This is a genomic window from Micrococcus sp. 140720015-1, assembly GCF_053627595.1.
Map to the genome: position 1 here is coordinate 376071 of NZ_JBSEYC010000002.1, position 14585 is coordinate 390655.

Annotated in this window: 13 protein-coding genes; 5 read left to right on the forward strand and 8 right to left on the reverse strand. The window is 73.6% G+C overall.

Annotation, left to right across the window (positions count from 1 at the left end; translation table 11 throughout):
• Window positions 1–10: 10 nt before the first annotated feature.
• Window positions 11–385, reverse strand: a complete 375-nt coding sequence (locus tag ACUXPL_RS05035; protein ID WP_180537197.1) for a LysM peptidoglycan-binding domain-containing protein — start codon at window positions 383–385, stop codon at window positions 11–13.
• A gap of 294 nt (window positions 386–679) precedes the next feature.
• On the opposite strand from ACUXPL_RS05035, the gene lexA reads away from it, so the two are divergent.
• A complete protein-coding gene (gene lexA, locus ACUXPL_RS05040; protein ID WP_454182307.1) occupies window positions 680–1396 on the forward strand; it encodes a transcriptional repressor LexA in 717 nt (238 codons plus the stop codon).
• A gap of 48 nt (window positions 1397–1444) precedes the next feature.
• On the opposite strand, the gene ACUXPL_RS05045 is transcribed toward lexA, so the two are convergent.
• The 3 genes from ACUXPL_RS05045 to ACUXPL_RS05055 all read right to left on the reverse strand — a co-directional run bounded on the left by ACUXPL_RS05045 (window position 1445) and on the right by ACUXPL_RS05055 (window position 5858).
• Window positions 1445–3544, reverse strand: coding sequence for an ATP-dependent DNA helicase (locus ACUXPL_RS05045; RefSeq protein ID WP_454182309.1), 2100 nt, complete (start codon window positions 3542–3544; stop codon window positions 1445–1447).
• Window positions 3541–5163, reverse strand: coding sequence for a GTPase HflX (gene hflX / locus ACUXPL_RS05050; RefSeq protein ID WP_454182310.1), 1623 nt, complete (start codon window positions 5161–5163; stop codon window positions 3541–3543). Before hflX ends, ACUXPL_RS05045 begins: the two co-directional genes overlap by 4 nt.
• A 68-nt stretch (window positions 5164–5231) precedes the next feature.
• On the reverse strand, window positions 5232–5858 hold the full coding sequence (locus ACUXPL_RS05055; RefSeq protein ID WP_454182312.1) for a GNAT family N-acetyltransferase: 627 nt from the start codon (window positions 5856–5858) through the stop codon (window positions 5232–5234).
• Between the two features lie 216 nt (window positions 5859–6074).
• Here ACUXPL_RS05055 and ACUXPL_RS05060 point away from each other — a divergent pair, with 216 nt between their 5' ends.
• The 4 genes from ACUXPL_RS05060 (at window position 6075) to ACUXPL_RS05075 (ending at window position 10135) form a co-directional block, all read left to right on the forward strand.
• On the forward strand, window positions 6075–7202 hold the full coding sequence (locus ACUXPL_RS05060; RefSeq protein ID WP_454182314.1) for an NAD(P)-binding domain-containing protein: 1128 nt from the start codon (window positions 6075–6077) through the stop codon (window positions 7200–7202).
• 5 nt (window positions 7203–7207) lie between these two features.
• Window positions 7208–7855, forward strand: coding sequence for a class I SAM-dependent methyltransferase (locus ACUXPL_RS05065; RefSeq protein WP_454182316.1), 648 nt, complete (start codon window positions 7208–7210; stop codon window positions 7853–7855).
• A gap of 28 nt (window positions 7856–7883) precedes the next feature.
• Window positions 7884–9323 carry a dihydrolipoyl dehydrogenase family protein gene (locus tag ACUXPL_RS05070; protein ID WP_454182318.1) on the forward strand — a complete coding sequence of 480 codons (1440 nt, stop codon included), beginning with the start codon at window positions 7884–7886 and terminating at the stop codon, window positions 9321–9323.
• A gap of 92 nt (window positions 9324–9415) precedes the next feature.
• A complete protein-coding gene (locus ACUXPL_RS05075) occupies window positions 9416–10135 on the forward strand; it encodes a DUF6270 domain-containing protein (RefSeq protein ID WP_454182320.1) in 720 nt (239 codons plus the stop codon).
• Window positions 10136–10171: 36 nt separating this feature from the next.
• Here ACUXPL_RS05075 and dapF read toward each other — a convergent pair whose 3' ends face one another.
• From dapF to ACUXPL_RS05095, 4 genes are all read right to left on the reverse strand, one after another.
• A complete protein-coding gene (gene dapF / locus ACUXPL_RS05080; RefSeq protein ID WP_454182322.1) occupies window positions 10172–11119 on the reverse strand; it encodes a diaminopimelate epimerase in 948 nt (315 codons plus the stop codon).
• A 9-nt stretch (window positions 11120–11128) separates the two neighbouring features.
• Complete coding sequence (gene miaA / locus ACUXPL_RS05085; RefSeq protein WP_454182324.1) at window positions 11129–12055, reverse strand: tRNA (adenosine(37)-N6)-dimethylallyltransferase MiaA; 927 nt, start codon at window positions 12053–12055, stop codon at window positions 11129–11131.
• Window positions 12055–13596: a tRNA (N6-isopentenyl adenosine(37)-C2)-methylthiotransferase MiaB gene (miaB, locus tag ACUXPL_RS05090; protein ID WP_454182326.1), complete on the reverse strand. Its 1542-nt coding sequence runs from the start codon at window positions 13594–13596 to the stop codon at window positions 12055–12057. The genes miaA and miaB overlap by 1 nt, the downstream gene beginning before the upstream one ends.
• 212 nt (window positions 13597–13808) lie before the next feature.
• The gene (locus tag ACUXPL_RS05095; protein ID WP_454182328.1) at window positions 13809–14573 is read right to left on the reverse strand and encodes a hypothetical protein; all 765 of its coding nucleotides are present in this window, start codon (window positions 14571–14573) and stop codon (window positions 13809–13811) included.
• Window positions 14574–14585 lie beyond the last annotated feature (12 nt).

Here is a 14585-nt window from a genome sequence, read left to right on the forward strand (position 1 = left end):
CCGCCGTGCGTCACCGCGTGGCCGGGACGAACAGCTCCTCGCCCGGAGCGGGGGCCCGGCCCTCGAGCCCGTTGAGCTCGTCGATCGCGGCGATCACCTCGTAGACGTCCGCCTCCGGAGCCACCGTGGTGGCGATGGTCCACAGGCTGTCCCCGGGCATGACCGTGACGGACTGGGTGGCCGGCCCCGCAGTGTCCACGGACACCGCGGCGGGCGACAGCAGCACACCCAAGAGGAAGGCAGCCGCCAGTGTGGCGGCCACGGCTCCGGCGATCACGGGGATCCCCCGCAGCACGAGGCGGCCGCGACGGGTCAGATGGATGGTGGCCGGACGCGGCCGCGCCGTCGCGGGCGAACCGGCGAACTGGGCGGTGGTGAGCGTCATGGTGTCCTCCTCCGGGGCGGGAGCCCTCCAGGTGATCGAACATCTGTTCGAATCCGTTCGAATGCCTTTCTAGCACAGGTGTTCGAGACACGCCACGAACAGATCGAACATATCTTTGAAGGAGAGGCGGCTCTCCTCTAGGCTCGAGGCCATGCACGGACGCCCTGGAACGCCCCCGGGGACCGCCAGGACACAGGCAACCAGGGGGGGCGGACACGGTAAGCGTCCGGACGGCAGCCGGACGCCGGAACACGAGGCCGGCCACCATCACCCCCGGGAGAACGGACGGCAGCCATGAGCACCACCGACGATCAGCCGGCGGCGCGCGCGCCGCTCACCGACCGCCAGCGGCGGATCGTGCAGACCATCCGGGATGCGATCGCCGACCACGGCTACCCGCCCTCCATGCGCGAGATCGGCGATGCCGCGGGCCTGGCCTCGCTGTCCTCCGTCACGCACCAGCTGGGCCGTCTCGAGCGGCACGGCTACATCCGGCGCGACCCCGGACGCCCGCGTGCCCTCGAGGTGCTGCTCGACGTGGACGGCACCCCGCTGGGCGAGGCCGCCTCCCCCGCCGCTGCGCCGTCGTCGCAGGTCTCCGCGATCCCCGCGTGGCACACCGGCACGGACGAGGCGGACAGCGTGCCGGTCCCCTGGGTCGGCCGCATCGCGGCGGGCGGCCCCGTCCTGGCCGAGCAGCAGGTCGAGGACGTCATGGCGATCCCGCGCCGCCTCACGGGCGAGGGCGAGCTGTTCATGCTGCGTGTCACGGGTGACTCGATGGTGGACGCCGCGATCTGCGACGGCGACTGGGTGGTGGTGCGCCGGCAGGAGACGGCGGAGAACGGCGACATCGTCGCGGCCCTGCTCGACGACGAGGCCACCGTGAAGACGTTCCGCCGCCGCGACGGGCACACCTGGCTCCTCCCCCAGAACACGGCCTACGAGCCCATCCTCGGCGATCACGCCACCGTGATGGGGCGCGTCGTCACGGTCCTGCGTTCGCTCTGACCCGCTTCCTCCGGCCGGGCCGGGCCGACGGTCGGAGGCCGAGCGACGTCAATCGCCGGAGGCGAGCCGTGCCAGCACCCCACGGACGACGTCGCCGTCCGTGGTGCGCCAGAAGTCCGGCAGGGCGCTCGTGATGTAGCCGCCGTACCGCTCGGTGGCCAGGCGGGGGTCCAGCACGGCCACCACGCCGCGGTCCGTCACGGAGCGCACGAGGCGCCCCGCGCCCTGGGCCATGCGCACGGCCGCGTGCGTGGCGGAGATCCGCATGAACCCGTTGCCGCCGTGCCGGGCGACGTCCCGGGTGCGGGCCTGGGAGAGCGGGTCGTCCGGCCGCGGGAACGGGATGCGGTCGATCACCACGAGCCGCAGCGAGTTCCCCGGCACGTCCACGCCCTGCCACAGGCTCATGGTGCCGAACAGGGACGTGTCCGGCTCCTCGGCGAACTGGCGCACGAGGGCGGAGAGGGTCGCGTCTCCCTGGCACAGGATCGTGGCCTTCGGCCCGAGCCGACGGCGCATCTCGGCGGCGGCGTCCTCGGCCGCCCGGCGCGAGGAGAACAGGCCGAGGGCCCCGCCCCGCGACGCCCTCAGGAGCGCCTCGAGCTCATCCAGGGACTCCGGCGAGGCCGTCCGGCCGGGCCGGGGCAGGTGCCGGGCCACGTAGAGCACCCCCTGACGCGGGTAGTCGAAGGGGCTGCCGACGTCGAGGGCCTCGAACTTCGGGGCGTCCGGGCCGGCCAGGCCCACGTCGCCGGCCACCGAGTCGAACCGGCGCTCCCCCGAGCCCACGGTGAGCGTGGCGGAGGTGAGCACCGTCGTCGCCTTGCCGAAGAGGCCCTCCCGCAGCTTGCCGGCCACCGAGAGCGGGGCCACGTAGAGCTGGGGCGGGTCGGTCTCGTCCCCCGGCTGCCAGCCCACGCCGGGCTCGAAGTGGCCGGGGCGGGTGGCCCACAGCACCTCGGGGAAGTCGGCCTCGGGCCGGGCGGCGAGCATGCGCTCGACCACCTCGAGGACCTCGAGGATCCGCGAGCGCGCCATCTGCCGGCCGCCGTCGGCGTCGGCCTCCTTGTCCTTGTCCTGGCCGAGGTCGGACAGGCACTGGCGCGCGGCGGTGAGGACGCCGGTGAGGGCCTGCTCCTGCACCTCGTCCGGGCCGGCGGCGATCAGGCCGGACGGGGTGTCCGTGAACGCGCGGTCCAGGGCCGCCCCGGCCTCGATCAGGTCCTCCACGGCCACCGTGGTGTGGCGGCGCAGCGAGGTGGCCGCGCCGTGCACGATCGACCCGGACAGCTGCCCGGTGACCGCACCGGTCACCCGGTCCTGGAGCTCGTGGGCCTCGTCCACGACGACGGCCGAGTACGCCGGCAGCACCGCGAGCCCCTCGAAGGCGCTGATGGCGAGCATCGCGTGGTTGGTGACCACGACGTCCGCGTCCGCCGCGTCCGCGCGGGCCCGCTCGGAGAAGCACTCCTCGGCCTGGGGGCAGCGGGACGCGCCGAGGCAGTCGACCGCGGAGACGGAGACCTGCCGCCACGCGCGGTCGGTGACGGGGACCTCGAGGTCGTCACGGTCCCCGGTCTCGGTCTGGTCCGCCCACGCCCGCAGGTACATGACCTCCTTGCCCAACAGGGAGGAGGGCCCGGCGGCACCGTCCGCGGCAGAGCCGATCACCCCGCCGTCGTCGGCGACCGTGAAGAGGGCCTCCTCGCCCTCGTCCCCGGGATAGCCGCCGTCCACCTTGTGACGGCACAGGTAGTTGGAGCGGCCCTTGACCAGGGCGACGACGGGCTCGCGGGGCAGCTCGTCCTTGAGCGCCTCGACCAACCGCGGGGCGTCCCGCTTCATGATCTGGGCCTGCAGCGCGAGCGTAGCCGTGGCGACGACGACGGGGTCCTCCTGTGTCATCGCGTGCTGGAGCGCGGGGATCAGGTAGGCCAGGGACTTGCCGGTGCCGGTGCCGGCCTGCACGAGCAGGTGGCGGCGCGACTCGAGGGCGCGCGCCACCTGCAGCACCATCTCCCGCTGGCCCGCGCGGTGCTGCCCGCCGGTGGCCTGCACCGCGACGTCCAGCAGGCGCAGCGCCTCACGCTCGTGCTCCGTGCGCGGCTGCGCGCCGCCCGCCCCGGCTTCCTCCGCCCCGCCGCTCACGACGCGTCCGCCTCCACGACGAACTCGGCGAAGTCCGGTGCGATGTCCTCACGGACCAGCACGGACAGGCGGGTGCCGCCCTCCTCGTAGCCCTCGGCCAGGATCTCCGCGTCCGCCGAATGCAGGCGGGAGACCAGCTCACCCCGGGTGAACGGGATCAGCAGTTCGAGCCGCACGTCAGGCCGCGGGATGGTGGCCGCGATGGCGCGCTCGAGCTCGTCGATGCCCTCGCCGGTGCGCGCGGAGACCACCACGGCGTGGGGCTCCTTGGCCCGGATCCGGGCGATGACGGCCGGGTCCGCGGCGTCCCCCTTGTTCAGCACGATGATCTCCGGGATCCGGTGCGCGTCCACCTCCGCGAACACGGACCGCACCGCGGCGATCTGGCCCTCGGGGTCCGGGTGCGAGCCGTCCACGACGTGCAGGATGACGTCCGCGTCCGCGACCTCCTCGAGGGTGGAGCGGAACGCCTCGACCAGCTGCGTGGGCAGGTTCCGCACGAAGCCGACCGTGTCCGAGAGGGTGTAGCCGATGCCGTCCGGCGTCATGGCCTTGCGCACGGTGGGGTCCAGCGTGGCGAACAGGGCGTTCTCCACGAGCACTCCGGCATGGGTGAGGCGGTTGAGCAGGGACGACTTCCCGGCGTTGGTGTACCCGGCGATCGCCACGGACGGCACGCGGTTGCGACGACGGTTGGCGCGCTTGGCCTCGCGGGCCGGCTTCATCCCGGCGATGTCCCGGCGCAGCTTCGCCATGCGGGTGCGGATGCGGCGGCGGTCCAGCTCGATCTTGGTCTCGCCGGGGCCACGGGAGCCGATGCCCTCGCCGGCGGCGGCACGGCCGCCGGCCTGCCGGGACATGGACTCGCCCCAGCCGCGCAGGCGCGGCAGCAGGTACTCGAGCTGCGCGAGCTCGACCTGGGCGCGGCCCTCACGCGAGCTCGCGTGCTGGGCGAAGATGTCCAGGATCAGCGCGGTCCGGTCGATCACCTTCACCCGCACCACGTCCTCCAGCGCGCGGCGCTGAGACGGGGCGAGCTCGGAGTCCACCACCACGGTGTCCGCGCCGGAGAGCGCCACGATCTCGGCGAGCTCCTGCGCCTTGCCCTTGCCGAGGAATGTGGCCGGGTCCGGGGTGGCGCGGCGCTGGATGACGCCGTCGAGCACCTCCGAGCCCGCGGTCTCGGCGAGCGCGGCGAGCTCCCGCAGGGAGTTCTCCGCGTCCTCCGCGGACCCCTCGGTCCAGACACCCGCCAGCACCACGCGCTCCAGGCGCAGCTGGCGGTACTCGACCTCGGTCATGTCCTCGAGCTCGGTGGACAGGCCCTGCACTCGCTTGAGGGAGTGGCGCGCGGCGAGCTCGTCCTGGTCGCCGTCGGCGTCCGTGTGCCCGTCCTCGCCCTCGTCCAGGGCGAGTGCGCGGCCCGCGAGCGCAGAGGTCCGGTCCGGGGTACCGGCGTCGGCGCCCCCGGCGGTCTCCGCGTCGGCGCGGCCGGGCGTGTCCGCACGGTCCTGCGCCGCGGCCCGGCGAGCGTCGTCGGCGGCCAGGATGCGGTCGATCACGGCCTGGATCTCGTCCTCGGAGCCGTGGGCGGGGGTGGGGTTCTTCTCTTCAGTCATGGTCTCCTCTGGGACGCCTCGCTCGGGCGTCCCGATGTCAGTTCAGAGTAGTGGGTGGGGCGGACGCGCTAGCCGGTCATCCCCACGGGGCGGACGTACCGGCTCACGCGGACCACCCGGTGGAAGCGTTCGCGGATCCACGCCTCGTCCTCGAGGGAGGCGTGGAAGAGCCCCTTGACGGGGGCCGAGAGGGCGGGCGGGGTCCGGATCAGGGCCGCGACGTCGTCGCCGTCCACCCAGCTCTCCAGGTGGACCTGGAGGTACACGTGGTCCCGGGCGAAGCCGTGCGCGCGGTACCAGGCGTTCGCCGCCTCGTCCTCGCGCGTCCACGCGTCCACGTGCCGGACCCGCTCGGGCAGCCGCTCCAGGACGGCCTCGAACAGGCGGCCGGCCAGGCCCCGACGCCGGTGGTCCGGGTGAACGGCCAGGGTGTCGATCGTGGCCAGCCCGGCGTCGTCGCCGTCCGCGGCGCCCACGGAGGCGTCGAGGATCCCGGCGACCGTGCCGGCGTCGGGCCCGTCACGCACCACGGCGACCCACTGGAGCGAGTCCGCGGGGTCGGCCACGTCGGGGTCGGGGACGGGGTGGGCGGCGTGGACGTCGTCGTGGTTCTGGGTGTCGAGGAAGGCGAGGACCCGGCAGCGCAGCCACGACGGCTCGTCCTCGGGTGTGCAGGGGCGGACGATGAAGTCCATGGGGGTGTCCTGTTCGCGTCGGCGGGATCCGGGCGCACGGGGGCGCGGACCGGAGCGGGATGCGGAGCGATCGACGGCGGCCGGAGCGGTGGCTCGACGGGCGGCGGCGATCAGGCGAACAGCAGGAACATGCGGACCATCCTAGCGGCCGATCGTCGCCGGCGACACCCCTCCCCCGTGGGCGAACACGCGCGGGCCCCGCCTACGCTGGGCCGCATGACCCCGCACCCGGACCGGCACGTCACCGTCCTCGTGGTCGGCGCCGGCCAGGCCGGGCTCTCCGCCGCCCACCACCTGCGCCGCCGCGGCTTCCTGCCCGTCGGCCCCGGCGAGGCCCCGGGACCGGCCCCCGCGGGGGCGCCGGGCACGTTCGCCGTCCTCGACGCCGAGGAGCGCCCCGGCGGGGCGTGGCTGCACCGCTGGGACACCCTCACGATGGGCTCGGTCAACCGCATCCACGAGCTGCCCGGCCACCCGGTGCCGCCGGCGGACCCGGCCGCGCGGGCCAACGCGGTGCTGCCCGCCTACTTCGCCGAGTACGAGGAGCGCTTCGACCTGCGCGTGCACCGCCCCGTGCGCGTGTCGCGGGTGGAGCGGATCGGCGAGCCCGGGGCCGCCGAGGGGTTCCGGGTGCACACCGACGCGGGCACGTGGACGTGCGGGTTCCTGGTCAACGCCACCGGGACGTGGACCTCGCCGCACTGGCCGGCGGTGCCGGGCCGGCGGGAGTTCCGCGGCCGGCAGCTGCACACCCACGACTACCGCGGCCCGGAGGAGTTCGCCGGGCGGCGCGTGGTGGTCGTGGGCATGGGCGTCTCCGCGACCCAGCACCTGGCCGAGGTCTCGCGCGTGGCGGACACGCTCTGGGTGACCCGGCGCGAGCCCCGCTGGATCGACGACCCGGACCCGGGCCACCTCGCCGAGTCGGTGGAGGGCGTCGAGGAGCGCACCCGCCTCGGCCTGGCCCCGCGCTCCGTGGTGAGCGCGACCGGCATGTTCCGCTCCGACTGGGTGCGCGAGGCGCAGGCCCGCGGGGTGCTCGAGCGGCACCCCATGTTCGAGCGGATCGAGCCGGGCGGGGTGCGCATGCCCGACGGCTCCCTCGAGCGCGCCGACGTCATCCTCTGGGCCACCGGCTTCCGCCCCGCCGTCCGCCACCTCGCCCCGCTGCGCCTGCGCACGCCCGACGGCGGCATCCGGGCGGCGCACGGCCGCGCCCTCGACGAGCCGCGCCTGTTCCTCATCGGCTACGGGCCGTCCCAGTCCACCGTGGGCGCCAACCGGGCCGGCCGGGACGCCGTGCGGGCGATCCTGGCGGACCTGCGGGCCGCCGGCGCCGCCTGACTACGATGGACGCCGTGACCTCGCCTGCGCACTACTTCTCCCCCGACCCCGGCACCCCTGAGCAGCGCCGCCGCGTCGACGTCGAGATCGCCGGGCGGCGCGTCACCCTGCAGACCGCCAACGGCGTGTTCTCCCCGGACGGGATCGACAAGGGCACCGCGGCCCTGCTCTCCGCCGTCCCCGCGCCCCCGGCGCGCGGCGCGTTCCTCGACGTCGGCGCCGGCTGGGGCCCGCTCGCCCTCACCTTGGCCCTGGCCTCCCCCGAGGCCGAGGTGACCGGCGTCGAGGTGAACGAGCGCTCCCTGGCCCTGGCGCGCGACAACGCGGCCGCCGTCGGGGCGCAGAACGCGCGCTTCCTCACCCCCGAGCAGGTCCCGGACGACGCCCGATTCGACCTGATTTGGTCCAACCCGCCGATCCGCATCGGCAAGGCCGCCCTGCACGACCTGCTCGCGCAGTGGCTGCCGCGCCTGGCCCCCGGCGGCGAGGCCTGGCTTGTGGTGCAGAAGAACCTCGGGGCGGACTCGCTGCTGCCGTGGATCGCGGGGATGCTCCAGGAGCGGGCGCCCGGGGCGTTCACGGCGACGCGGGCGGCCACGGTCAAGGGCTTCCGGATCCTGCGGATCTCGCGGGCGGCCGAATCGTCCTCCTGAACGGACCGTCCTGGATAGTGTCGGGGGCATGAGCACCCTGAACACCGTGAAGGACACCGTGACCGCCGCCGGCACCGCCGAGCTCGAGACCGACGTCCTGGTGATCGGCTGGGGCAAGGGCGGCAAGACCCTCGCCAAGACGCTCGGCTCCCAGGGCCGCAAGGTCACCCTCGTGGAGCGCGACGCCGGCATGGTCGGCGGCACCTGCATCAACGTGGCGTGCGTGCCTACCAAGGCCCTCGTCCACCGCGCCGACGCCGTCCGCCCCGGGGACGACCCGGACGCCGCCGTCGCCTCCGCCTGGGACTTCCGCGACGCCCTCACCTCGAAGCTCCGCGACGCGAACCGCGCCATGCTCGAGGACCTGGACGCCGTCACCCTCGTCCAGGGCGAGGCCCGCTTCACCGGCGAGCGCACCGTCGAGGTCCGCCCCTCCGAGGCCGCGGACGGCGACGACGACGGCGAGCGCCTGACCATCCGCGCCCGGCACGTGGTCGTCAACACCGGCACCACCCCCCTGCGCCCGGAGATGCCCGGCGTGGACCTGCCCGGCGTGCACGACTCCGAGACCCTGCAGCTGCAGATGGACCGCAGCCGCGCGCCGCGCCGCGCCGTCGTCGTCGGCTCCGGCCCCGTGGGCCTGGAGCTGGCCTCCATGCTGGCCGGCTTCGGCGCCGAGGTGACCGTCCTGGTGCGCGGCGAGCAGATCCTGCCCGACGAGTCCGACGCGGTCCGCGACTCCCTGGTCGAGGCCCTGCAGGGCCGCGGCGTGCGCCTGGCCACCGGGGCCTCCGCCACGGGCTTCGCCGAGGCCGACGGCGGCCTGCGCGTGGACCTTGAGGAGGGCGAGCCGATCGCCGCGGACATCGTGGTGCTGGCCACGGGCCGCGCGTCGACCGCCGAGGCCTTGGACCCGGCGGCCGCCGGCATCGAGCTGGACGAGAAGGGCTTCATCGCCGTCGACGAGCACCTGCGCACCTCGGCGCCGGACGTGTGGGCCGTGGGCGACGTCAACGGCGGGCCGCAGCAGACCTACATCTCCCTCGACGACCACCGGATCGTCACCGGCCAGCTCGCCGGGGACGGCGCGTACTCGCGCGCCGACCGCGTGGCCGTGCCCACCACGGTCTTCACGACGCCGCCGCTCGGCTCGGTCGGCATGACCGCGGAGCAGGCCCGCGAGGCCGGCCACGAGGTGAAGGTCGCCTCCAAGCCCGTGGCGAAGATCGCCGCCATGCCGCGCCCGAAGATCGAGGAGGACGCGCACGGCGTCATCGAGGTGGTCGTGGACGCCGCCACCGACCTCGTGCTCGGCGCCCGCCTGCACTGCGTGGAGGCGCAGGAGCTCGTGAACCTCGTGGCCCTGGCCATGCGCGCGGGCGTCACGGCGTCGGCGCTGCGCGACGGGATCTGGACGCACCCCTCCGCCACCGAGGCCCTCAACGAGGTGCTCGGCGAGCTGCGCTGACGCTCGTGGCCCCGTGACGACGGCGGCCCGGGCGGATCGGCCCGGGCCCGCCGTCGCCTGGCACGCCCAAGGCTGGTGATAAAATCCGCCGGATGGACGTGGTCGTATACGGCTCCTGCGTAAGCCGGGATGTATTCAGGGTTGATGCAACTCATCAGGTAGCCGCATACGTGGCCCGGTCATCGTGGATTTCCGCGACGACTCGATCGATCCCCCACCCCGACATTCCCCTGGATCTGAATTCAGCTTTCCAGCGAAGGATCGTCGAGCAGGACTTCGAGTCCGCCATTCCGTCGATCATCCGGTCCACGGCGGGAAGCGTCCTCATCGACATGACCTACGAGCGGCACGGCGTCCTCGAGGTCGACGGCGGGTACATCACGCCTTCGAACGAATTCCTTCGCTCCTCATGGGCCTCCGCGATCCAGGGGCGGCACATCCGGTTCGGCACTCCCGAGCACTTCACCCTCTGGTCGCGGGCAGCAGTTCGCCTTGCGAGGATGCTGGAAGGGCGCCGCGTGTGGGTCATCAGGGCGCCCTTCGCCGCACGGACCGAGAGCGGAGCCGAGGTCAAGCCGGACAAGGGTCTCACTCCAGAGGAATGGCGCGGGCGGTTCTCCATCTATTACGAGGTTCTGCGAGATCTGGGATTTCCGATCCTCGACGTTCCACAGAATCTGTGCCTGTCGGCGGACGACCATGAATGGGGCCCGGCCCCCATGCACTATTCGGACGACTTCTACAGGTGGGTCTCCGGTCAGATTCCTCGGATGCCCCGGTTCCAGGCGAGCGCTTCGCCGCGGCTCTCCTGACATCGCGGCAGTCGCACGGCGGCGCTGACGCGCCCCTCAGACGGTGAGCTCGCCGTCGAAGACCAGCTCGGCCGGGCCTGCGAGGACCACGTGCTCGGTGCCGTCCGGGTGGGCGACGAAGTCCACGCCGAGGACGCCGCCGGGGACCTCCACGAGCCACGAGTCGGAGCCGCCCTCGCCGGACCACGCGCGCATCGCCACGGCCACCGCGCACGCGCCCGTCCCGCAGGACTGGGTCTCGCCCACCCCACGCTCGTGCACGCGCATGCGCACGCGGCCGACGCCCTCGCGCACGAGCGGCTCGTGCGCGGCCACGAACTCGACGTTCGTGCCGTGCGGCGGAGCGGGGTCCACCTCGGGAGCACGGCCCAGGTCCAGGCCCTGGAGGTCGGCGAAGGAGGCCAGCGGGACCACGGTGTGGGGGTTGCCCAGCGACACGCTCAGCGCCGGACGCGGATCGGTGAGGCCGTGGGCGCGGACCATCGAGTCCGACGCCGCCTCCTCCGCCAGCTCGGGGTCGAGGTAGGACCAGGGGCCCATGTCGATCGCGTAGCCGTTCTCGAGCCGGGTCACGGCCTTCACACCGGCGCGCGTGCCGATGGTGATCGCCCGGCCGGGGGCCAGGTCCACGAGGCCCTTCTCGACCAGGAAGTGCACGAAGACGCGCACCCCGTTGCCGCACATCTCGGCGATCGAGCCGTCGCCGTTGCGGTAGTCCATGAACCACTCGGCCTCGGGGTGCTCGGCGAGCAGCGCCTCACCCTCCGGCAGGCGCGCCGAGCGCACGGCGCGGATGACGCCGTCGGCGCCGATCCCCCGGTGCCGGTCAGCCAGCCGCGCGACGTGCTGGGCGTCGAGCTGCGTGTTGCCGTCCGGGTCGGCGATCAGCACGAAGTCATTGCCCGTGCCATGGCCCTTCGTGAAGGGCACGCGGGGGGCGGCGTCGGACGTCGGGGCCGCGGCGGCGGCGGTCTTCTCGGTCATGGGGTCAGTCTAGGAGCCGGCCACCACGGCCAGCGCCTGCGCGACGACATCCGGGGCCAGGGCGTCCACCCAGTGCACGCGCGGGTCGGCCCGGAACCACGTCTCCTGCCGGCGGGCGAAGCGCCGGGTGGCGACGACGGTCTGCTCGGCGGCCCGCTCCGGCGTGAGCGTGCCGTCCAGGACGGCAAGCATCTGCGCGTACCCGATGGCCCGGGAGGACGTGGGCCCCTGGCGCAGCCCGTCCGGGCCGGGCACGTCCAGCGCGCGGACCTCGTCCAGCAGCCCGGCGGCGAGCATGCGCTCCACCCGGGCCTCGATCCGCTCGTGCAGCACGGCCCGCTCCAGGCTCAGGCCGATCTGCACCACCGGCGCCACGGAGGGATCGTGCTCGCGCCGCGGCATGAACGCGGAGAAGGGCCGACCCGTGATCCGGTGGACCTCGAGGGCGCGGACGAGGCGCCGTGCGTCGGCCACCTTGGCCGCGGACTCGGGGTCGACGGCGGCCAGCTCGGCCCGCAGGGCCGCCTCCCCGCGCTCGGCCAGCTCGGCCTCCACCGCGGCCCGGACCTGCGGGTCCGTGGGCGGGAACTCGAGCACGTCCAGCGCCGCCCGCACGTACAGGCCGGAGCCGCCCACCAGGATCGGGGTCCGCCCCCGGGAGCGGACGTCCGCGAACACGCCGCGGGTCGCGGACTGGAAGGCGGCCACCGAGGCCTCCTGCCCGACGTCGAGCACGTCCAGCAGGTGGTGCGGCACGCCGTCGCGATCGGCCTCGGTCACCTTGGCGGTGCCGATGTCCATGCCCCGGTAGAACTGCAGCGCGTCCCCGTTGACGACCTCCCCGTCCAGGGCGTGCGCCAGCGCGACGGCGAGGGCGGACTTGCCCGTCGCCGTCGCCCCGACCACGGCGACGACGGGCGGGCGGGCGGCGCGCATCAGGACCGGGGGCGCAGGGTGGGCATGCCGAGGCTCGTGGCTCCGGCGCCGCCGGAGGCGCCCGGCGTCGGCACCCCGCAGGACTCGGCCTGGGCGCGGTCCCAGGCGTCCCCGGCGCGCGAGCGGCGCAGCGAGTAGTCCTCGGGCGCGGGGTCCGCGACCGCGAAGAACGGGTGCGCCTCGGTGACGGTGACGGTGACGAAGTCCCCGGGGCGCGGGGTCGGCGCGCCGGCCGGCACCGAGAAGTGCACGAGGCGGTTGTCCCGCGCACGCCCGGAGAGGCGGCCGCGCTCGGCGGCCTTGGTGCCGGAGTCGGCGGTGACGAGCAGCTCCTGGCGGGTGCCCACGAGCGTGGCCATCTCCTCCGCGGAGATGCGGTCCTGGAGGGCGACGAGGCGCTCGAAGCGCTCCTGCACCACGGCCTTCGGCACCTGGTCCGCCATCTCGCCGGCCGGAGTGCCGGGGCGGATGGAGTACTGGAACGTGAACGCGGAGGAGAACCGCGAGGCCTCGACCACCCGCATCGTGTCCTGGAAGTCCTCCTCGGTCTCTCCCGGGAAACCGACGATGATGTCCGTGGTGATGGCCGCGTGCGGGATCCGCTCGCGCACCTTCTCGAGGATGCCGAGGAACCGCTTGGACCGGTACGAGCGGCGCATGTCCTTGAGCACCTTGTCTGAGCCCGACTGCAGGGGCATGTGCAGCTGCGGCATGACGTTGGGGGTCTCGGCCATCGCGTCGATGACGTCGTCCGTGAACGCGGCCGGGTGGGGGCTGGTGAAGCGCACGCGCTCCAGGCCCTCGATCTGCCCGCACGCGCGCAGCAGCTTGGCGAACGCGCCGCGGTCCCCGAACTCCACGCCGTACGTGTTCACGTTCTGGCCCAGGAGGGTGACCTCCACGGCGCCGGCGTCCACGAGGGCCTGGACCTCGGCGAGGATCTCCCCCGGCCGGCGGTCCTTCTCCTTGCCGCGCAGCGACGGGACGATGCAGAACGTGCACGTGTTGTTGCAGCCCACGGAGATGGACACCCAGCCGGAGTGGGTGGAGTCCCGCTTGGTGGGCAGGGTGGAGGGGAACACCTCGAGCGACTCGAGGATCTCGATCTCGGCCTCGGCGTTGTGGCGGGAGCGCTCCAGCAGCACGGGCAGGGAGCCGATGTTGTGGGTGCCGAAGATGACGTCCACCCAGGGGGCCTTGCGCTGGATGGCGGCCTGGTCCTTCTGGGCGAGGCACCCGCCGACGGCGATCTGCATGCCCGGGTGCGCGTCCTTCACCGCACGCAGGTTGCCGAGGTTGCCGTACAGGCGGTTGTCCGCGTTCTCGCGGACCGCGCACGTGTTGAAGACCACGAGGTCGGCCTGGGCGTCCTGCGGGGCGGGGGCGTAGCCGGTGGACTCGAGGAGGCCGGAGATGCGCTCCGAGTCGTGCACGTTCATCTGGCAGCCGAACGTGCGGACCTCGTACGTCAGCCCCTCGTGGGGGCGCGCGGAGATCTGCCGGGGGGCGGGGGCTTCGAGGGTGGGGTCCGTCAACGTCACCGCACCATTCTAGGAACCTCGTGCGGGGCGCGGGGCCCGCCGCCGATCAGACGTTTCGCGGACGCCCCGCTCGTGGCAGGCGACGGGGATCCGGCGTCAGCGGTGTCGAAGCCGGCAGAAGCCCCTGGACGGCGTCGTCCGTGACAGAGGGAATGCCGAAACGTCCACCGGCCGATCGAGGCGGAATCGGGTGGTACCCGCCGGGTGAGACCTCAGCCTTCCGTCGGCAGCGCTGCCCTGATGGCGCGCAACGCCACTGCGCGTTGGAGGGTCTGATGCTCGTGAGTGCGTGCCGTCACCAGAAGGTCGGCGTTCTCCGCGCGGTAGAGCGTGCTCGAACGGATCGTGCTGATCAACTTCAGCTGCTGGGGGAAGCACCGGTCCGCCTCGTTGGAGATCATGGTGAACGGTGGGACGTACCGCTCGAAGAGGAACCGGGACCAGACGTCCACCCGCTCGGGGTGGTGGCGTCGATACTCGGTGACCGTCATCCCGAGGATGCGCTTCTCGACGGCCCGTACGGCGCCGGGGAGCCAGCCGCGGAAGTCGATCTGCGGCACTTCAGCCACCGCACGGGTCCGGGCGGCGGCGGCGGAGGCGAGCGCACCGAAACCACCCAACGAGGATCCGTAGAACAGGATCTTGTCCGGGCCGAGTCCACGTTCCCGGGCATGTTCGAGGACCACGGCCGCGATCTCGCGGACCACGTCCACCTCGGGATGGATGAACCAGGCCCCGTCGAGCTCCGCGTCCTGGCGGAGTGCGGGGTCCGCGATGGTCAGGACCGCGAAGTCCGGCAGGTCCTCAGCCCACGACCAGCGGTGAAACACCGGCATGGAACGGTCCTCACGTTTGGGCGAGAGCGCTCCGGGGAGGAATACGACGAGGCCCCGGGGAGACGGGACGTCACGCACCAGCGCTTCGACGACCAGTCCTGTGGGGCCGGGCAGCGCGGTGACGTCTGGCATTGCGAGCATGGCGGTCATCGT